This is a genomic window from Bradyrhizobium sp. USDA 3397, from assembly GCF_054060965.1.
Genome location: NZ_JBSSDS010000001.1, coordinates 3,761,749 through 3,780,641 on the forward strand (window position 1 = coordinate 3,761,749; position 18,893 = coordinate 3,780,641).

An 18,893-nucleotide genomic window follows, 5' to 3' on the forward strand; every position below is an offset into this window, starting at 1 on the left:
GGACACACACTTGTCGGAAGTAGCCGTGAGACCACAAACCAGATGCCGCAGGTCATGGCACTGAGCATGGAAGGCAGACGGAATAGCGAGTCGCGCGGTCGGTAAGGCATGTCAATATGACATCGCTTGATGGAGCAGGATTGCGGGCTCCAAGAAGACTTACGGCGGCAACTGCGAATCACGAAGTTTTGCCGGGGCATGGTGTTGCGATGACCAGGACGCAACCGCCCGTATTGCCTCTCGTTGCCGGCGGCTAACATCATATTCGTGTTTACCACTTAGGTGCCTCATCCCGCCACGCTACTAGACCTCTCCGTCGACGCGGCGAGACGCACTAGCGCTCACGTTTTAGCGCGGTAGGGTTGTTCCAATTCCGAGAGCACGCGCCTGTCGGATTGCTAGATCCGCAATTGCCAAATCCGCGATTGCAAAACCCCGGAATCCGAATAATGTCCTCACGCGCGAACGGGATTCCGAGGAGCTACTCGTTAGATTGCGCAGGTCTTCTTGAAATGCGATGTGCTTGAGTGGACGATTGGCTGCGTCAACTGGTGACGCTGATTGCTCTAAGCTGTCTGTGACAAGCCTGTCGAAACAGGTGAACGAGTCCGATCGCCAGCTTCTGCCCCCGTCGACTGCCGATACAAAGGAGCAAGACTGAAGCAATCTCCCATTTAGAAACGACTCTAGACCCGGCGAACTTGGAACCATAGATATTACAATATCGCTCTTTTTCACCAGCGTATCCGGATTGTTAGATATAATTGGCTCGCGGTGCTTCTTGGCAGCGGCCGCAGCAAGTGCTTCGGCAGACGGAGGACTCCGGCTAAAGAGGTAGACCTTCCGAAGTGATGGGTGCAGGTCGACGAAAGAGTCGAGGTGACTTAGGGCTTGTAATCCGCACCCGACCAAACCAATACTTTCGGGCGCCTCTGGTGCGAGATAACTCGCTGCAGCTGCGGATGTCGCTGCGGTTCTAATCAGAGTGATGTTGTTCCCATCGAGGACGGCAAAGGGTTTCCCGGTCTTGTAGTCACTTACGCAGACCAGACCGTTCACTCTAGTGCTTACAACACTTTCGTCTGGCGAAACCGCTACCCATTTAGTTGCAGCAATGCCGTGGGTCTCGGATACCGCGATCATCGAGCTAAACCAAGAGGAAGCGGTATCGATGCCGAACTTTGGCAATCCAACGGCTCGGCCTGCGGCATAGTCACGAAATGCGGCCACGATGGTCTCGCGCGCCTGCCGCGATGATATTCTCAAGTGTTTGATGTCCTCGCCGGAGAGGTAGAGCAGCTCTGCAGTCATGACTTACCTTTCCATACCGGTTGCCAAGCGCACGAGATACGTCAGCACATTCGCTCTCAACCATGGGCCCCCATCGCTCCAGCAAGGACCGTGCCATCGTCGGATCTGCGGCATCGGCTGTCTCCGAAGATCAAGCTCTCTCATTATAGTGATCTGCGCTTGACCGATATTGGAGACCTCGCTTCCTCTGATTGTTCGAGAACAGACATACGTGTGAACGGAATTGGCGGGTTCGCAGGAGGTTGCGATCGGCGTATTCAGTTCTGGACGACGCTGGCCGATGGGCGACGCCCCCCGTTCTAGACGTGGGCAATAGACTTGGCGGCTTTGCACTTTGTGGGGGCGTTGAAGAAGCTGCAATTGGCTGATTCCATTCTCGTCGGCGATTTGCGCTCGGCGGAGCAAAGGAGTGCTGGTGATAAGGTGCATGCGCAACGCGCTGGCGCACGCCGGCAAGAACAGGCGACCCGTGGCCTCCCACTTCATCGTCACCGCGTTTGCCCAGGATGATGCGGTCGCGGCCAGCGCCCAGTGGCGTCGGGTCGCCAATCAGCTCCGCCCCAAGCTGCCGAAGTTCGCGACCTTCCTTGGCGAGGTGGAGACCGATGTGCTCGCCTGTATGACGTTCTCGCCGCAGCATGAACTGAGCTGTACTCGACGGATGAGTTGGACAATCGTGTTTTTTGACCGAGACGAAGATTGAGGAAATCGCGGCATGTCCATTCTTTTGTTCGGCCGCGACGCCGGTCAATCTTCCGTCCCGGCCATCATGCTTGCAGCCGCCGCGCGCAGGGGCGGTCAAGGCTGGCCGCACTTGCGGCCACCGCAAGGCTTGGCCTTGACCGGTCCGAGCACGGTGGCACGATGCATGGAACGGACTTGGCTAGGTTGGAAGTTGCCGTCAGATGCGATTCGGTTTGTCGGGCGCGGGCGACCTTGTGGCTAAGCGCGCACGTCGGCTGCAAGTGTCACCGGACCGTCTATGTTGTCTTGGCGAATTGCGCCTTGCGTCCGCTTTTGGCCGCCGTGCTTTCCATTGCGACACGAACTTGCGCCGTATTTGATCGAACCAAGTTAGCTGCAGGCTGGTCCGACATCGGGCCTGCGATCATCGAGCACGAATTGTCGACCGTGGCTTGGCTTGACGACCAGAGGTGCGTACCATGAGCTCATTAAACGCAACCGGCGTATCAGGATTGGAGAAGCCGAAGAGCGCCTTGTGCTCTTCGTGGAAAGCTTTGTAGAAACCATCTAGGCCTGTACCGTTGCGGACGGCTTCGGTCAAATTAACTGGAATGGTGAACGACTGCGCCGAATATCGCATGTCCCCCAGGTAAAGTTCGTCAATGCCTTCGAGCTTTCCGGCAGCTCTCTGGCTTTGGAACAGCAGAGCCAAAATTGAGCCCGAGAGGTCCGCCAGGGTCCCTGTCTGCAACAGCAGAAGAGCAATCTGCGCTGCGACGCTAAGGGAGAAGCCCAAGGTTTGGAATGTGACAGACTGCCCTTTCCATCTGTTCCAGCGGAGACTTGGGCGAGGTTCAAAACGCGGAGAAAGGACGCGAACGTGTGGTCTTGCTTACGAAGGGCAAATGCGATCCAAAGGTATAAGACTAGGAACTCAGCCGCCACGGCGACTATGCTAAGCGAAAGGCGATGAAGCCTACTGGATATCACCTTGGCCCGCAACGCGGCACATTTTTAATGCCGAAAGTGCGCCGCTTTACATCCAGTCCGTGATCGTGTGAGGGGCGCTTTGAGGAGCCGATCCAAATAAGAGCACCGCCGACCGCCCGAAGAAGAAAAGCTGAATGAATGCCATAGAACGCCGCTGATCGCTATGGCTGGCGAGCTATTGTTCTTGGGACGATCCAAGCCTGAGGGGACATCGTGGTTGTAATTTTCACTGCGCCGGCGCGGCGCTCATCTTCGGAGCGCCAGCGGGATCTGCTCGCGGTCAATTCGGCAAGCATACTATTAGCGTAGAAGTCAGCCCGGCCGCGATCTCGGTGCAAATCAACGCGAAGATCGTGCCAATCTGGGCTCGGGAAAACGATCAAGCAAGGCATCGTTGAAGACGAGCTGCCAGCCAAACGCGCGAATGTCGAGGCTGGAACACGCGCTTTTTGACGCCCACGCTGCACTCGCCCGGTGGCGAAGTTACTCACGGCGAGCTTTGCCCCCATCCATCAGTTCGAAAGGATCGACAGGCCGTTCGAGTAATGGAGGTAAGCATCGACCGCAAGCGCACCTTATTGCAACAACCCGATGGTCCAAGCGCAAAGACAATACCGGGCGGCCATCTGCGAGCGCGCCGACAAGGCGCGGGCATCATGACGGTGAGCACCGTAGAGGAACCTATGGCGGACTTTTTCGAGATTGATTTCTTGGACGTTGAGACGAAGAGCAGCGGCGACGCGATTTGCATCCGCTACGAGCTGGGCGGCGAGACCTACATCCACGTCGTCGACGGCGGATACCAGACGACCTACGACAAGATCGTCAAGCACCTGAACACCCAATACGGCCAACCCTCGTTCATCGACACGTCGTGGCCACCCACAACGACGGCGACCACACCGGCGGGCTGCAGCAGATCCTGGAGAACTATGACGTCGGTTGCTTCTGGATGCTCGGTCCCTGGAACTATGCCGACGAGCTGTTGCCGCGCTTCAAGAACTACACCAACGCCGACAACCTGCGGCGAAAGCTCAGGGAGGTCTATGGCAACCTCGCCGCACTCGAAGACATCGCCAAGAAGCGGGGGATCACGATGCTTGAACCGTTCCAAGGCGCCCAGATCGGCGCGTTCCGCGTCATGACCCCGACCAAGCAGCGCTTCCTCGACCTGGTCGCGTCCTCGGAGAAGACGCCTGAACAAAGCACACTGTCGCAGGCCTTGATTGAAATCAGCAAGCGCAGCTTCGCGAAGGTCGCCGCGCTGGTGAAGGCAGCCTGGGGCGACGAGTATTTCCCACCGGAGGATACCAGCTCCGAGAACGAGATGAGCGTCGCGCAGTACGCTTACCTCTGCGGACGGAAGATCCTCCTGACCGGTGATACAGGGCGCGGCGGGCTCAACGAAATCATCAACTACGCGCCGTTCGCCGGCCTGGCGCTGCCGGGCATCGACAGGTTTCAGGTGCCGCATCACGGCGGCCGGCACAACGTTAACACTGAGCTGCTGGACAAGCTGCTCGGCCCGCGGCTACAGCAGCAGCTGACCACGAAGACCTTCAGCGCGATCATCAGCAGTGCGGAGGAGACGGCGATCATCCGCGCAAGTCGGTGGTCCGCGCGATGATCCATCGAGGGGCCGCCGTCCTCACGACCGAGGGCCACTCGATCCTGACCTACGGCGGGGCGTCCAACGGTCATGGCTGGGGCGCCGCAACCCCTCTGGATTACCCGGACGAGCAGGAGGACTGATGCTCACCGGCCTCACCAGCTTGTTTGATGCTTATGGCCGGCAAGCGCGCCTGTTCCCCAGGCTGCTCACGGTGTTTCCGGTCTTGCTGTGTGCCCTGGCCTGGTTTCCGGAGCTGCTGTCGGGCATCGGCTCCACGCTGCTGACCATATGCTCGTCCTGCGGACTGCTCTATGGGCTGAGCTCCCTGGCACGGACCAAGGGCAAGCAGGTCGAGGACCGGCTGCTTAAGGCGTGGGGCGGCTGGCCGACCACCTTGGTGCTCCGCCACGCCAACGGCGATCTCGATGCCCACACAAGGCAGCGCTATCACACCTTTCTCGCCAACCACGCGAGGCTCACGTTCCCCGATGCGGCCGCCGAGGAGCAGAATCCCACCGCCGGCGACGCGGTGTACGCGTCTGCGGTCAAATGGCTCAAGGAGCGGACCAGGTCGAAAGAATACGCGCTGGTTGAGAAGGAGAACGCGCAGTACGGCTTCCGCAGCTTCGTAGGAGCCGTCCGGCCGCCAATTCAACTTGCGCATAAGCAGATCGACGGCGGCACTGGTCAGCGGCGCGAGAAGCGTCTCGCCCGAGGGATCGCCGTAGGCGGGGCAGCTAGACTCGGGGTAAGGATCGAAGCCATGCACCGAGGCATCGAAGCGGCCGGTCACCTTGCCGTTTTTGCGGTCGAGCTCGCGGCTGAATGTGCCGGCATCAAAGCGGCCCGCAAGCCGACGGCTCACCGCTTGGTCGATCCCAGTTAATGCGGCAACCTTGTCGGCGAGGCGCGTGGCCGCCTCCTTATCCGCCCTGCCTTTAACGAGGTCGACCAAGAACTCGCCGCGCGGATAAGCTTCGACGTCGGCGAGATCGGCCCGCTTCACCGGCCCCTTGCTTTCGCGTACCGTCGCGCCATAGCTGGGCAGCGTCGAGACATATTGAAGAAGGCTCGTGCCGCCGAACTCACTGTAGTCAAACACCGGTGAGGCCATGATCAGACCCTTAACGCCGACACCTTGTTGCTTTTGCAACTGGCGCACGACCTTCGGCCCGCGAATGCCGCCATAGCTTTCGCCCACGACATATTTCGGCGACAACAGCCGCTCGTGCTTCTCGAGCCAGCGGCGGATCACGACGGCGAGCGCGTTGACATCGCCGTCAACGGAAAAGAACTGCTTGCGGACATCCTCTCCGGTAGCGACGAAACGGCTATAGCCGGTCCCGACCGGATCGATAAAGACGAGATCGGTGAAATCGAGCCAGGTTTTGGCATTGGGCTTCACCTCCGGAGAGGTCGATGGTGTGACCTCGTCGGCATTGATCGGCAGCCGCCAAGGACCGGCACTGCCGAGCTGTAGCCAGGCCGACGATGCACCAGGCCCGCCGTTGAAGAAGAACGTGACGGGGCGTGTGGCGCGGTCGCCACCGTCGAGCTGATAAAGAGGTGTATGCGATGTCGGCCTGCGGCTCGCCCTTGTCGTCGAACAGGCGGATGGAACCTGCGGTCGCCGTGAATGCGAGCGTCCGCCCGGGCAGCTCGAGCGCTTGCCTGGTGGTGGAGTCCGGCGGAAGGCGATGCTGCTCGGCCGCTGACAGCGTGCTAGGTGTGTGGCCGGCGCGCGCGCCGGTACTGCCCTTCTGGTCAGCCAGCGTTGTGGCCTCGGGGCGCGACGGCGGATCGTTGGCCCAAGCGCTCCCCATCACGCCACAGGCAAACAGAGCCAGCGCAAGCAAGGCGCGGCGCAGCGCAGTCCAATCGAATTGCATCGCGTCTCTCCTATCCCGGCCGCGCTTTCGTCTCGGCCACACTTTGCGCGCATGAGGCGTGTCTCCCAAGAAGGCCCAACGACTTAGCTGACAATCGAGGACCACCGAACCTATCAAGTCCGGTAGTAATTACCCCATGGCGATCGGCAGCAGAGTCAGTCAGGAGACGGTGCTTGAAAAAGCCAATCATTTTTCGACGAGCAAACGGATGCCTTAAGAGCGTCTGGTGCGCGCTGCATCGGAACAACCGAATCTCGCCCGATAGATGCGGTTCGTGCACTCGGCTATAGCCGCTTGGCGGTGGCTTCTCGGACAAATCTGGAGCGATGTAGCACGGCAAGCGGGAAGGCGGACAAACTCAACACGCTATGTTGCTCACGACCGAGATGCATGTTGAAGCGCTGCATACGAGGGCGCCATTGCGCTATCCAACGCGACACCACTCGTGAGCGCGCATTGTGTTGCCCCAGCTTAATGCACGCTCAGGAAGCAGATTGGGAAACTTGCATTGATTGCTCTGCCGGATGATCTTCGACGTGAGTTGCGCGCGGAGTTCCGTCGCGCTTTAGCGTACGGCTGACGGCACGAATTCCTAATCTCGCAGAGGGATTGGCGTTTCAATCCGCCAACTGTAGCAAAACGGGCTCAAAAAAGCTCCGCGCCACCATAACTTGCGCTCAGCATAAGTAAGGAGCGCGCAAAGAATGGTGGATTCAGGCAATTCGGTTTTAGGACCTTGTCAGGTTGATGTCGCAAATGCGACGGCCGATCAACAAACCAGCTAAATTGGGATTGATTGCAAGAAAAAAGGGCCGCTCGAATGACAAGCGGCCCAAGTCTAGGGAGGAAACGCCCAAGGAGGACGGCGGTCGCGCGAAGCGCTACCGCACTGCAACAATACACGACCGCACTGCACACGCAAGGGACTTTTTGGCGGGCGTTCGCGTTCTTGGCGGCGAGCGGGTTGATCGCGGCGAAATCAGATTGCGAGGTCAGGGGCCGCTATGCTCTCTCAGCCTTGCTTGCTGCGGCATTGCTCCGCCGAAAACGGCACCACGGCGACTGGCGAGAGACTGATGCTCAGTAAGAGCTTCCCAGAAAACGTTTGGAAAACCAAATTAGGCCAGTTCTGATCCAAGCTTTCTGCCGGCAAAAGTTACCGGAAGGCATGGCCCTCATCACTTTCGATCCAGGCGGGTGGTCGCCTCGTCGAAGCATGTCGCGTCACGAAGTCCGGTGCACTCTCGAGTGAGCGGGGCGAGCATATCCGTTGTCAGGCGAAGTGCCGCAATCACTTCGCCCCACTCTGGTGGGCGGACTGAAGATCAGATCGCATCATCAAACTCGTCGCAGGTCAGACGTAGGCGCAGGATACCGGAGCTGCCGCAACGTTGTCTCAGACGCAGTATTGCCATTGCAAATAACGCCGGCTAAGCCTTTCTGGAAACCCTCACTACCGCGTTTCTCTTCTAGGAACGGAACGGCGTGCCATGGGGCGACGACTTTAGCGGTCTTCCGGCCAGGGACCGTCAAGCCACTCCTTCACGTAGTTGAATAGTTTGGCAACATCATCTTGAACTCGCTTAAGAACATCGAATTCGAGTCTGTCGAGTGATAAGGGTTTCTCGTCAAGATCATTTCGCCACACTCCGGCCCGCTCAGCTTGTCACTGTCCATGGTCGATCGCTCGAGTGGCTCGACATCCGCACCGACACAGTCGCCCAGTTGCGCGATCCGGTGACGCTCGAACGAGCGTGGGTGCCGCTGGCCACGATCACCGTTCCGGCGCGGCCAGAATGGGCGCGGACGCATCCCGCAGTCAGTGAGGCCAATCGCCCACTTTCTATTTTTTTTCATCGCTTCCGTCGTCGGAAGCAATCAGCTGATACGATCGCGCTCCAGGATCGTGGGTGAGACATGGCTGGTATATGCAGACCCGGTTCGAGAACGGCGCGACGAGTTCGTCCGTCCCTTGTAACGGAGCTCTGCTGACCATTAAGCAGAGGCCAGCGCTTTCCATTGTGTGAAATGTCCCTCGATCACCTGCAGGATGGCACTGAACGTAAGCTCGGCGGCTGTAATCGCGAGGGTACATCTGCGAGATCAAAAACTGTACTGGCTGTTGATGATGAAATAGCCCTTTGACATCGGATGCGACGAGCACGCGCATGACCGAGGCGCTCGCGAGGCGAATGCCGACGACGATCGTCGGAAGCGCCGCCGGAAGGATCACCGCGGACAGTTGCTGCGGCATCGCGCGCATCGCCCGCGCCGACGTGATCCGGAGCGGCTCGACCTGCTTCACCGCCGCGATCGAGTTGAGCAGGAGCGACCAGGCGCAGCTCTCTATATATATATCACATCGTGATCTTGAGAGCTCGCGAATGTCCAGAAAATAGGATGAAGACATGCATTACCGCGAGTGATGCGGTGTTCTGGCAGATCTCGGTGAACTGATTCAGGAGATTTCCGAGCCGGGCGCACCATCCGGCGCCTAGCCGACCGACATCAAAAATCCGCTCAAGGTATGCAGCACGCTCCCCGAGATGCCGTCGTACTATTCTTCCTAACTGCAGAGCTGCCATCCGCCCGCCGGTCACCTGCGAGAACGGCGGCAGGAACACCGGATCGATCAAGCTGAAGTCCGGAGCCGCCTTCCTCACCGACAACGGCACGAATGCCCGAATACGGTGAGCCCGCGTATGACCGAACCGACCCTGCGCAAACGTGGCTCGTTCCGTCAGGACTATGCGGGTCGCACTCTTCGTGATTACTATGGTTTGACTCGCCCCCCGTGAGCGTATTCTCGCGCTCCCTTCAAGCGATCGCGACATCCATTGAAGACCGGTCACGTCGCGCGCGGCGTGCGCCTTGCTTTGCCACGCGAACGAGCGGTTTGTGCGCTCGCATACTCAACATCGGCTTCGCAGCCATCGAGTCGAACCAATTCGCATTGCCGAAATGCCGGCCCTGTTTTCGAGAGCAACAAGAGAGTGCCGCGATCGAGCACATCTGGCGATCCCTCGATCAGCAGCCGCGCACCCGTTCGGGCCTCGATGAGCACGCAAGTGCGCCAGCGCATTCTCCGGCATACTGGCTGCGATGTGCTGGAAAGTAGTCCGCCTGCAGTTGATCCATAATCGGAGAGTTGGATTCGGTCGCCCACAGCTACCAGGTCTCAGTAATCTGGACCGCGAAGTAGCTGCGGCGCTGATAGAAACGCCATGCCCGAGGTGCCACGGCTTTTCCTCGCACAGGAAGGATGCAGCTTTTCGTTGCCCCCGCCGTGTTTCGCAGATTTTTCCCGCGGCTCTGCGCATCTCCGGAAGCGGAAAGGCTTGGCCGTTCGGCACAGGACCGAGAAGTGTGAGCAACCAGTCGAGTGGATTGGAAAATCCTGCTGCAGAATTAAGCAGCCGAAGCGCGTGACCGCATTCTGCGGACGCTGGCCGAAATGGAAAATCTGCGCAAGCGCACCACCAAAGAGGCCGCTGACTCCAAGCTCTACGGCGTCACCGGCTTTGCCCGTGACGTGGTCGACATCGCCGACAACCTCCAGCGCGCGCTCGATGCCGTTCCGGCCGAGGCGCGTGCCGCTGCCGATCCCGGCCTGATCGCGCTGATGGAGGGCGTCGAGCTCACGAGCGTTCGCTGCTCAACGCGCTGGAAAAGCACGGGCCTTGCGTGTCGATGCCGCGGCAGATCAGGAAACCGATTACGTATTCGGGCTCCGGAGGCTGATAGTCGTTCGGCGGCTCAACAGCCGAGATAAGCGGAGCAGATGGTTGTCAGAGTGCCGACGATCGCGCCGACGCCAGACGACGCTTGGGAGACCCCTGAAAATGGATAATTTACACCCCAGTTCTGTTATCTTCCGACGGCAGGGTCCTGGAAATAACGACGACCACCGGTTGGTTCGTCGGATGCACTTATTGTCCACAGGGCAAGTTCGCGATCCGACAAAGGGCCGTATCTCACGCAAGGCATCTTCGGTTTGAAGATTTCAAGAAATGCCTGGCGCGCGTACCAGCAGCTGTCGGTATCAGCTTCTCAGGCTATTCGGAGCCTTCTCAATCCGGACTTTAAGGAAATGGTTGAGCATGCCCACGCATCTGGCCAGGGCATCCGGATTTCCACGACGCTTGTAGGAATGAATGAGCGGGATCTACGAGCCTGCAAGCGGTGGATTTCCGAGCTTTTTTGGTACATGTTTTTGACGACGGCACCTACACGGACAGTGGCCTAGTCGGGCGCAACTATATCGACTTGACGCGTCAACTGATCGACGCAGACATCTCATCCTTGCTCTTCATAGTGATGGGAGAGATCCATCCTGACCTTGTCGAGATCATTCCCTACAAAGCGCTGATCCGCTCTCCTCCGCTGCGTGGAGGCGTCAATCCTGAGATCCTTGAAACACGACAGCCGATCGCCGGAGCACTGAATTGTCCTGACGAACGACAGCATCGCAATGCTCTTCTTCCAAATGGCGACGTTACTCTCTGCTGTATGGATTTTGAGCGGCGGCACGTTTTAGGCAATCCTCTCCGGGACAGCTATACGGATCTGTTCGAAGGGCCGGCTTTTTACGAGATAGCCGAACGCTTGAACGGAAAGGACAGTTTTCTGGTTTGCCGTCTGTGTGAATTTGCCAGTTGATGGCAAAGGTTCACTCAAACAAACGGCAAATAGATGCCGTTCCGACCTGTCAGAGCTGATCGCCGGAAAAGCAAAGACCTTGGGGCGAATGATGTGCATTTCACGATCTGCCAACCTCAGGGGTTAAGAGTAGATGCCATTTCATCGATATGTGAGTCGATCCGCGCGAGAACCTGCGCAGGCACAACGTCGCGCTCCGGAAGAACTGACCATTTGTCCCGCACGGCAGCCGCGATCTCGGCTACGGCGGTCACCACCGCTCCTTCCGGAAGACGGCTGCGGTTCGCGAAATTGCGCCAGCGTTCTGGAGTCAGCGCCTTGAACGACTTTTCGCCGCCGAGGCTTAGGGCCAGCCCGTCCTTCGGAATGTAGGGAACTGTTGAGAGCACGTCATAGACAGGCGACAGCGTGGGTGTCCGGCCATCTCCGGGGTAGAGCAGCGACCAATTCTTGAGATGCATATCTCCGTTTCCAGTGATTGCGGTGAGTGCGAGACGCCGAACAAACTCGATTGCCGAATCGAAGGAGACCCCGCTAGTGAGCGCTGCAGCGATATTGTGGTACGCTGCACCGGTATATTTCTCGGACGGATAGCGCCCGAAGACCTGCGCGAAGTCTTCCATATGCACGCGCGCGCCGTCAGCGCCGCGGTCGAAGCGGCGGACCAGCAGCACCTTGCCCGTGGACATGGTGTTGAACTCTTCCGGAATGCCGGTGAACTCCATCTTTTCGACGAGTTCGCGTGCTGGCACTTCCATTCCCAACGCTTCCGCCAAGGCCAGGATCGCGAATTCGTTTTCTGAGAGTCCGATGTGCGTGAGGGAGGGAAATTTCGCGATGTACTGCCCTTGCTCGTCGTCGACGGCAAGCGTGATCCCCCTCTCCTTTCCTGTGTTCTTCATCACAGAAAGCTTCATCTGAACGCCGGCGAGCGAGAAGCGTGCTTTCTTTTTGCCTTCGGCCTCCAGGCCGGCTGGATCAGGGCTACCGTCGCTTGGCACCGCGCGTACCGCTCCTGGCAGGTTGGTCCCGAGCGCAGCGAGGAGATCAAAGTCGTTTCCCGGCCTGACTGATCCCGCGTGGTGCTTTTCCATCGCTTCGCGCAGTTTCTCTTCGGGCAGCAGATTCGCAAAGAACGGAGGTAGCGCCCCGCGTAGAGGTTTGGGATCCGGCCGGAGGCCGCCATCCGCTGAGCGAAGCGACAGGCTGAAGATCGGTGGATTGTTCGCGCCCCGGTAAGCGGGCAAAAGGTTGAACGCGTGGTAGTCACCCGGCGTGCGAACAATTGTGCCGACGGGAACATAGTTCAATAAGATATCGAGCGATTGGATTCTTTCAGCCGCGAGAACGCCCTGATTCATCATCGTTCGTCCTCTTCGGCATCTGACGTGAATGCGGGGCGATCTTCATCGTCGGCAGCGGGCTGCAGCATCGACTGAATGGCGGGCACCATCGCCTGCGGGATCAACATCATTTCCATGCCAAGGGCGCGGGCGATATTGACGAGTGTCGTTGCACGGGCGGCAGCAGCTCCCGTTTCAATGTCGCGATAGCGAGGTCTGCTGATGTTCGCACGAAGAGCGGTTTGCTCCTGAGACAAGCCAGCAGCCATGCGGGCCTTTCGGAAGCGCAGACCGAGTTCTTGGAGAAGCGGGTTTGGGATGGAAGCCATGATACGCTTTCGGATCTCTTAGTATATATTGATATGTAAACAGATCATCGAACGCAACAAGGAGAATCGGAAACAGATCTTTTTCTCGCTAGTGATCCGTAAACGTATCATTCGGCGAGTTCCCATCCTTCAGGCCTGTCGAACACGCCTTCGTCCACCGGCGATCGAGTGGCTAAGCCAGAGAGGGGCCTTTGACGCGCGATGTGAGATTATCTTACCTATCCTTCGGATTAAGGAGGTCTCCTGGAACCCCTCCGCATTGAAAGAGAAGCTGTTCGTCATCCTAGGTCCGATTCAGGCCGATCGCCTCAAATGCCCTCCTCTCTCAGCGGCGGCACCGAGCCCGTCGAGAACCTGCCGAAGGTTCGATAGCAAGGTCTGGCTCGCCACCGAGATCGGCGCGACGATCCCAAACGACGCGAAGTTCGACGAGACGACCAAGCTCCCGCGCTGCATCGACGAGACCGCTGTCTTCGTCCGCGATCTACTCAAAGGCAGAGCGAGAGGGTAGCGGCTGCAGCATGACCGAGCTCGATTCCACCAAATGGTCGCAGATCGCCCAGCGTCTGAAGGAACGCGCAAGCTGGCCGGCCTGTCACAAGACCACGTCGCGAAGATGCTCCCACTGCATGCAATCGCCGCCTATCGGCTGGCGAGCTCGCCCGGCTTGCCGAAATCTATGACGTCAACGTTGCCCGGTTGCTCGGCAAAGCGCCCGAGACGTTCGATGTCCAGGACCCCGGCTTGAGCTTGCCGCACGGAACTCTCCAAGCTCAAGCCCCATGATCTGGAACGCCTGCTCAAGCTACTAGCCGCCATGCGCAGCGATTCCACCGCGAACGGCGGCATCGCTGATAAATGTGATGCGCACCACGAAGCTCAGCTTCAAGCGCCACGCTGCGACCCAGACCATGCAGGCCACCACGGCTACGCGCGCCAAAGCCAAGCTCGACCAAGCCGGTCGATTTTCAATCTGCAGGCTATGCGAGACGCTGAGTGTCGCTTTGCGCTTCAGCAACATCAACATGGAGGGAATGTATCAGCGGCGCCCTTCTGCGCATTCATCTCTGTGCGCGACGGGCGCTGCCGCGGCGAGCCTACAATTGCGCGCATGAGTTCGGCCATCATGTGTCCGGTCACGTCTATTGCGGGAGGACGCCAAGGAGCTTTTGCCCAATAGCTTCGCGAGTTTCATTCTTAATCATTGGCCTGCGCCGTGCCTTGTGCGCGTGTGGGCCCCGGAGACGGCGACACCGGCGCAGATCTTCACCATCGCCGGCGACTTCGGCGCCGGAATAACGACGCTGCCACCCACCTGTAGGTTGGGTGAACATTTTGTCGCGCGACCCCGCCACCGCTCCGCAACGTGTCACGCCCAAGGCCCTGCGCATGGAGGTCCTGGGCGCGCTGACGGAGTTGTTCGTCATCGTAACGTGCCTACCTTGGACGCGAAGGTCAGGACGCTGCTTCTTCTGCCGGCGGGGCGCAGAGATTTCAGGGCGGCGGGGCTTGCGCTCAAGCGCGTTCGCTGTTCCGGGCGGTAAGGCTGGGAATCTTCCAGACCAACTGGGGCGAGATTTTACTCGCAAATAAAGTTGAAGATGATGACAAACGCGCCCCCTAAATTTGGTAGGTTTCAAGTTGGATCGCGGTGCTTAAACTGGTCAAGTGAATCCAGTTTCCACGAGTAGCACCAGTTCGCATTGTTTTGGCAAAGCAAGACTGCTCTTGGCTTCTGTTGCTATCGTCGGGCTGGCAAACGTTGTTGTTAGCACACCTTCCTTGCACGAACACATGACGCGTACAGCGCAACAAGTACGGGTCCTCACCGTGACGTATAAGGATCCGGGTCTCCCATTGAGGAAGCTTCGTCCGAAGCGGCTAGGCGAGGCCTTGATCAGGATGAGGGCCTAGACGGCAAACAAGCGCATCCGACGCCCCCTCCGCCTCGCACACATTCTGCTCACATCCACATCTGTTCCATATTCCAACCTCATCATTCCGCGCGCGAAGGGCCATATCATGATAATGGAGGCGGATATCACAACTGCGAACGCAAGCATTCGGGTAAACGCTGTTTGGACCATTGTATGCGCCTTTGCCGCCGATCCGTTGATGCGCTGGAGTTGGCCTGACATCCGGCAATATCTTACGAGCATGCCACAGTACATTAGCGCCTCTGGCGGACGAGCGTTCGAACATGGCACAGCATACGCCACGGGAGACAGTCGTGCGGCGGCTCTGTGGCTGCCTCCCGGCGTGCAGCAGGATGAGGAGGCTCTAAACGTACTAATGGCGCTGTCGCTAAGCCCCGATGTAAGTGAAGACATGGCCCACCTAAGGCGACAAATGGCCGAACATCGTCCCTCCGAGCCACATTGGTATCTGCCTCTCATTGCCGTCGATCCGAATTGGATCGGGCAAGGGCTTGGCACATTGCTGATGAAGCGCGCTCTCCAACGATGTGATGAGCAGGCCTCCGCTGCCTACCTCGAAAGCTCGAATCCAAAGAACATTCCCTTTTACCAACGCCATGGCTTCAAGGTTATTGGAGAGATACAGCACGGTGGATCGCCGCCACTGACGCCAATGTTGCGGACGGCGTATTAAGCGTACAGCGGTCGCGGAGGCCTACGATAGCGGATCAATGCGCAGTTGAGGGAACCGATGGCAAGCCATTTGCCGAATTCTGTCGATCGAAAACAGGCGTTGAGTCGCATCCATTGAAGCGGGGCATACATAATAACGTCATCGAAGCGCAACCTGGTGGGAAGAGCAGTTGGGAGAAGCGCAAAAATCTCGTTGAACCGATTCCGCCGTTTCGTCTTCGTCATCGCCCGGATAAGCCGCGCCCGGCCTCCCGCCGCCCAAGCTTTGTAAACAGCGGCAAATTCAGGATCGCGATCGTTCGATAGGTTTTCTTAAGATCCTTGAAGATTTTCAGCAGCGACTGCAAGCGGAGACCGCGCTTCATCCCCTCGATGGCTTTCTCCCTAACCTCTTCCTGATGCCTGACAAGGTCACACTTCACCACACAAACGATCCCGATCTGCGAGCCGAAAAAACGCGAAGTACGCGCTAGGTTGGATCCGTCTTGGGCCAATGATCGGACACGCGCAATCTCGATTCAATCACCACCAGCCAAGCTTTCGGTAAGCAGGGTCAGCTTAGCTTTCGCGCTGCCGCACGTATCGCCTCCGCGGCGCTATCAAACAGTCCGGCTATCGCGCACGATATCATCAGGTTCTGGTTGAGACCGAAATCCTCGACTTCGAGCTCTTGTTCGTCCCTCAACCGCCGATCGGGGCCTCTCTTCGCCGATATTCGCCGAGCGAGAGGGCGAATGTCGCGGCTGTATGCGAAGATTGGGAGAGCTATAGCGTTAGCGAAGCCGATCTCGAAGGCAGTCCCATCATCAACATGCGGCCCCCTAAACGGAGAAACGTCGGCAACGACAACGTCGCATCCTCGAAGGCAGCTAACGTTGTGCTCAAATATTTTCTGGGCTCCGACGTCGGACTCCAATTCATCCAAAGGAAACACGCCGATCAAACCGTATTCGGCACAAACCTTCTTGAGCACATTCCCTTCGTTGAGTGCATTGGGCAGGAAGACCGTAGGCCCTGCGAGGTACACTCTCTTTGCGGTATGCATCTCTCGGCTCCGTTATTTGAGCTTCAGCTCCGAAATTAGGCTGGCATCACGAACGGCATCTAACGATACCGTTATAGGCGAACCGACAATCCTCCAACGCGACGCATCAGAGTTTTGTCTGGCATCCAGCGTCGCTTCAAACAGCGGATCGCCGTGGAGGCTAATTACGACGCCATGATCGCCCGGCGGACAGTGCACCATCTGCGCAGTGCCTGTTGCATCCTTCCAGAGTCCGACTGCCCAACTGGGTTCTCGCGATCCCTTCTCTTCTGGCGACATTCTTTCGAGCGCAGCGTTTGACCTCGATATCAACCCCCGAGAAGTAAATGTTAGAACCGAGCTGCCAGGATCGTCTGAAAGCGCCGTCGCATAACGCGCGGACCACCGAATAGGGATTTGCGGTCCATCCATGAGGAGCACGAATACCAAATTCGGTCCAATAGCCCGCAACACTTCATGGCATGGATCGCTACGGGCGAGGTCTTCGCAGATCATCGTAGTGAATACCGACGCACTCCGAATTACCTTGACGTGAATCTCACGCTGCTGAAGCACAATCTTCTCCCACCACAGATATCGTGGATCGAGAGCTTTAGTGAGGTCGTAGCTAATGAGTTGATGCGAGTCCAACCGCCACCGATGGTGTTTGGCGCGACTGGTGGTCGCTGCCATCCTGGTGGATTGATCGTTTTTGGTCTCATCAAAAAAATGAGACGAAAGTGCGAAATTTCCCTTTTCTCCCGCGCAGTTATCGCTCGAGCCTGCAACAAAAAATTCTACATCAGGATGCTTGTCCCGAAGATTGTCTGCGACTGCCTTATACGATTTCCAATCTAGAGCATATTCTGGGAAAACAACTCCGTTGATACTCCCCGATTTCGCTCTGGCTTGGTCTAGAAGCAGATCGACCATTCTTACGACAGACTGTGGATTTCTCGGCAGCCAGTGCTGATCGAGCGTAAACCAACCCCACGGCTTGGCTCGACCGGATCTTCCGACCTCGTCTTCGCTGATCACCTTCTCACCTTGAAACCATTCGGCATCAAGCTCGAATGGATACGGTATTAAGAGCAAGCGAAGATCGGTCCGAGATTCTGGCAACATATATTGAGGTGGCCGCTGCCAATGCGCACGCATCTCCCCTCGCGGCGGAAGAAGCGCGAGATTGTGAGCCAACGTGCGGGGCGTGCAGCCCACCTCGGGCGTGTGAGATTTCGGCTGGACGCAGACGACGTCGCGATCCGCCATTAGGCAAATGCTTGCAATCTGCCTGTCAACGCGACGGTGGCGATCTGACGGAGTAATGCCGTCCGACGAATTGCGCAAACAATAGTCCACAGTGAGGGCAACCCAACTCCCGTGCCAATCGCTCTGTTTGTCGTCCACATGGATATAACCAACGTTCTCGCAAGCCTCGTCGGCTATGGCCATAAGCGCCCAACAAACCTTCCACCAGCTCGGGGCCGGCTTTCCTGCCTCGGGCTCCTTGAAGACTGGCTCGTTCCTAGATTTCCATAACTCTTTCCAAAGAGGCTGTATTTCGCTTGGCAGTTCGGGGTATTGCTTCGCCCAACTTTTTCCAATTCGCTGCCAGTTCTGGAGATCGGCGTCTTCAATGCAGACGCACGCTTCGCTCCATGCGTCACGAGCGCCTCGCGGCACAAAATAGTGATAGGCGCCCCCGACTTGGAGCAACAGGGCGGCAACCGCAAAGAGATCCGGGGGGAAACTCGCCGCGTCCTGCAGCCTCTTGTTCTGCTGATCAGGGCCGTCGGGAAACACCCAGGAAATGACCGCCCCGACGCTCAGAAACCTCGGGCCAGCTGAAGGAGAAAATGGAGGCATTTTCAATAAGATGGTTAATTGGGAACAGGAAGGCAGTTCCGCATTTATCTATCATGACAAGTTTGTAAGCAAGGGTTGTGCAGTGCAGCGTTTCAACTTAAATAAGCAGCAGAGGAGCGGCGCCAGTGCGACGCCCCGACGCGGGCGAGAAGATCATCTGCCTCGACTCAGAAGCGCGCATGTGTTTTGCTTGAACCACGAACGCTCTGGCGTAGACGGACGATTAACTGGATGACGCGAAGCTGATACCGTCATCTGATTCGTTCTTGCAAAAGGTGAACCGTGACTATCCTGGTTGATGAAGCGTACGAAGAAGCAAATCGCCGCTCCGCAAATTGGGCGGGCGAGATGGTTCGTCGTCGTTTTGCCGAGGTTTACGGCGCTCGCGGCGAGCAGGTCCTGACTGAAATTCAGTCGCGGATGGAATCCAACATCCGCAGCGATGGACGTTCGGACCCAAAGGCGACGGACAAACTATCGCAGAAGTGATTCTGGAGTCTGCGATCGAAAAGAAAAGCCCCGGCACTCCAACCGGGGCTTTTGCGTTAATGCGCCCAGATGATTGCACCCATCGCTT

At 57.9% G+C, this 18,893-nt stretch carries 16 protein-coding genes and 3 pseudogenes; 7 read left to right on the top strand and 12 right to left on the bottom strand.

Annotated features, from left to right (window positions below; genetic code table 11):
* Positions 1-348: 348 nt before the first annotated feature.
* Positions 349-1,311, bottom strand: coding sequence for an ornithine cyclodeaminase family protein (locus ACVWYQ_RS17390; protein ID WP_456726100.1), 963 nt, complete (start codon positions 1,309-1,311; stop codon positions 349-351).
* A 418-nt stretch (positions 1,312-1,729) separates the two neighbouring features.
* Here ACVWYQ_RS17390 and ACVWYQ_RS17395 point away from each other — a divergent pair.
* Positions 1,730-1,983 (top strand): annotated as a pseudogene (locus ACVWYQ_RS17395) (transposase); the annotation flags it as partial.
* Positions 1,984-2,419: 436 nt separating this feature from the next.
* Here the strand turns inward: ACVWYQ_RS17395 and ACVWYQ_RS17400 are convergent.
* Both ACVWYQ_RS17400 and ACVWYQ_RS17405 read right to left on the bottom strand, forming a co-directional pair.
* Positions 2,420-2,791, bottom strand: coding sequence for a hypothetical protein (locus ACVWYQ_RS17400; protein ID WP_456726101.1), 372 nt, complete (start codon positions 2,789-2,791; stop codon positions 2,420-2,422).
* Between the two features lie 769 nt (positions 2,792-3,560).
* Entirely contained in the window at positions 3,561-3,839 is a 279-nt protein-coding gene (locus ACVWYQ_RS17405) for a hypothetical protein (protein ID WP_456726102.1), read from the bottom strand.
* Between the two features lie 20 nt (positions 3,840-3,859).
* Here ACVWYQ_RS17405 and ACVWYQ_RS17410 point away from each other — a divergent pair, with 20 nt between their 5' ends.
* A complete protein-coding gene (locus ACVWYQ_RS17410; RefSeq protein WP_456726103.1) occupies positions 3,860-4,612 on the top strand; it encodes a hypothetical protein in 753 nt (250 codons plus the stop codon).
* A 610-nt stretch (positions 4,613-5,222) separates the two neighbouring features.
* Here ACVWYQ_RS17410 and ACVWYQ_RS17415 read toward each other — a convergent pair.
* The 3 genes and pseudogenes from ACVWYQ_RS17415 to ACVWYQ_RS17425 all read right to left on the bottom strand — a co-directional run.
* Positions 5,223-6,486 (bottom strand): annotated as a pseudogene (locus ACVWYQ_RS17415) (S10 family peptidase); the annotation flags it as partial.
* A gap of 1,843 nt (positions 6,487-8,329) precedes the next feature.
* Positions 8,330-8,791, bottom strand: a complete 462-nt coding sequence (locus ACVWYQ_RS17420; RefSeq protein ID WP_456726104.1) for a hypothetical protein — start codon at positions 8,789-8,791, stop codon at positions 8,330-8,332.
* A 52-nt stretch (positions 8,792-8,843) separates the two neighbouring features.
* Positions 8,844-9,122 carry a hypothetical protein gene (locus tag ACVWYQ_RS17425; RefSeq protein WP_456726105.1) on the bottom strand — a complete coding sequence of 93 codons (279 nt, stop codon included), beginning with the start codon at positions 9,120-9,122 and terminating at the stop codon, positions 8,844-8,846.
* 776 nt (positions 9,123-9,898) lie between these two features.
* Here ACVWYQ_RS17425 and grpE point away from each other — a divergent pair.
* Positions 9,899-10,164 (top strand): annotated as a pseudogene (grpE, locus tag ACVWYQ_RS17430) (nucleotide exchange factor GrpE); the annotation flags it as partial.
* 504 nt (positions 10,165-10,668) lie between these two features.
* Positions 10,669-11,145 (top strand): SPASM domain-containing protein, encoded by a 477-nt coding sequence (locus ACVWYQ_RS17435; protein WP_456726106.1) that lies wholly within the window; start codon positions 10,669-10,671, stop codon positions 11,143-11,145.
* Positions 11,146-11,261: 116 nt separating this feature from the next.
* Here the strand turns inward: ACVWYQ_RS17435 and ACVWYQ_RS17440 are convergent, their stop codons facing one another.
* Both ACVWYQ_RS17440 and ACVWYQ_RS17445 read right to left on the bottom strand, forming a co-directional pair.
* Positions 11,262-12,506, bottom strand: coding sequence for a type II toxin-antitoxin system HipA family toxin (locus ACVWYQ_RS17440; RefSeq protein ID WP_456727181.1), 1,245 nt, complete (start codon positions 12,504-12,506; stop codon positions 11,262-11,264).
* Positions 12,506-12,817: a helix-turn-helix domain-containing protein gene (locus tag ACVWYQ_RS17445; protein ID WP_275503676.1), complete on the bottom strand. Its 312-nt coding sequence runs from the start codon at positions 12,815-12,817 to the stop codon at positions 12,506-12,508. The genes ACVWYQ_RS17440 and ACVWYQ_RS17445 overlap by 1 nt, the downstream gene beginning before the upstream one ends.
* A 259-nt stretch (positions 12,818-13,076) precedes the next feature.
* Between ACVWYQ_RS17445 and ACVWYQ_RS17450 the strand changes: the two genes are divergently transcribed.
* Positions 13,077-13,328, top strand: a complete 252-nt coding sequence (locus ACVWYQ_RS17450; protein ID WP_456726107.1) for a hypothetical protein — start codon at positions 13,077-13,079, stop codon at positions 13,326-13,328.
* Between the two features lie 297 nt (positions 13,329-13,625).
* On the opposite strand, the gene ACVWYQ_RS17455 is transcribed toward ACVWYQ_RS17450, so the two are convergent.
* Positions 13,626-13,844, bottom strand: coding sequence for a hypothetical protein (locus ACVWYQ_RS17455; RefSeq protein WP_456726108.1), 219 nt, complete (start codon positions 13,842-13,844; stop codon positions 13,626-13,628).
* A gap of 995 nt (positions 13,845-14,839) precedes the next feature.
* Between ACVWYQ_RS17455 and ACVWYQ_RS17460 the strand changes: the two genes are divergently transcribed.
* A complete protein-coding gene (locus tag ACVWYQ_RS17460) occupies positions 14,840-15,427 on the top strand; it encodes a GNAT family N-acetyltransferase (protein ID WP_456726109.1) in 588 nt (195 codons plus the stop codon).
* Between the two features lie 220 nt (positions 15,428-15,647).
* Here the strand turns inward: ACVWYQ_RS17460 and ACVWYQ_RS17465 are convergent, their stop codons facing one another.
* The 3 genes from ACVWYQ_RS17465 to ACVWYQ_RS17475 all read right to left on the bottom strand — a co-directional run bounded on the left by ACVWYQ_RS17465 (position 15,648) and on the right by ACVWYQ_RS17475 (position 18,253).
* Positions 15,648-15,851: a hypothetical protein gene (locus ACVWYQ_RS17465; RefSeq protein WP_456726110.1), complete on the bottom strand. Its 204-nt coding sequence runs from the start codon at positions 15,849-15,851 to the stop codon at positions 15,648-15,650.
* A 128-nt stretch (positions 15,852-15,979) separates the two neighbouring features.
* On the bottom strand, positions 15,980-16,471 hold the full coding sequence (locus tag ACVWYQ_RS17470) for a nucleoside 2-deoxyribosyltransferase (RefSeq protein WP_456726111.1): 492 nt from the start codon (positions 16,469-16,471) through the stop codon (positions 15,980-15,982).
* 12 nt (positions 16,472-16,483) lie between these two features.
* Positions 16,484-18,253: a hypothetical protein gene (locus ACVWYQ_RS17475; RefSeq protein WP_456726112.1), complete on the bottom strand. Its 1,770-nt coding sequence runs from the start codon at positions 18,251-18,253 to the stop codon at positions 16,484-16,486.
* A 345-nt stretch (positions 18,254-18,598) separates the two neighbouring features.
* On the opposite strand from ACVWYQ_RS17475, the gene ACVWYQ_RS17480 reads away from it, so the two are divergent.
* Positions 18,599-18,805: a hypothetical protein gene (locus ACVWYQ_RS17480; RefSeq protein WP_157287949.1), complete on the top strand. Its 207-nt coding sequence runs from the start codon at positions 18,599-18,601 to the stop codon at positions 18,803-18,805.
* The last annotated feature ends 88 nt before the right edge of the window (positions 18,806-18,893 follow it).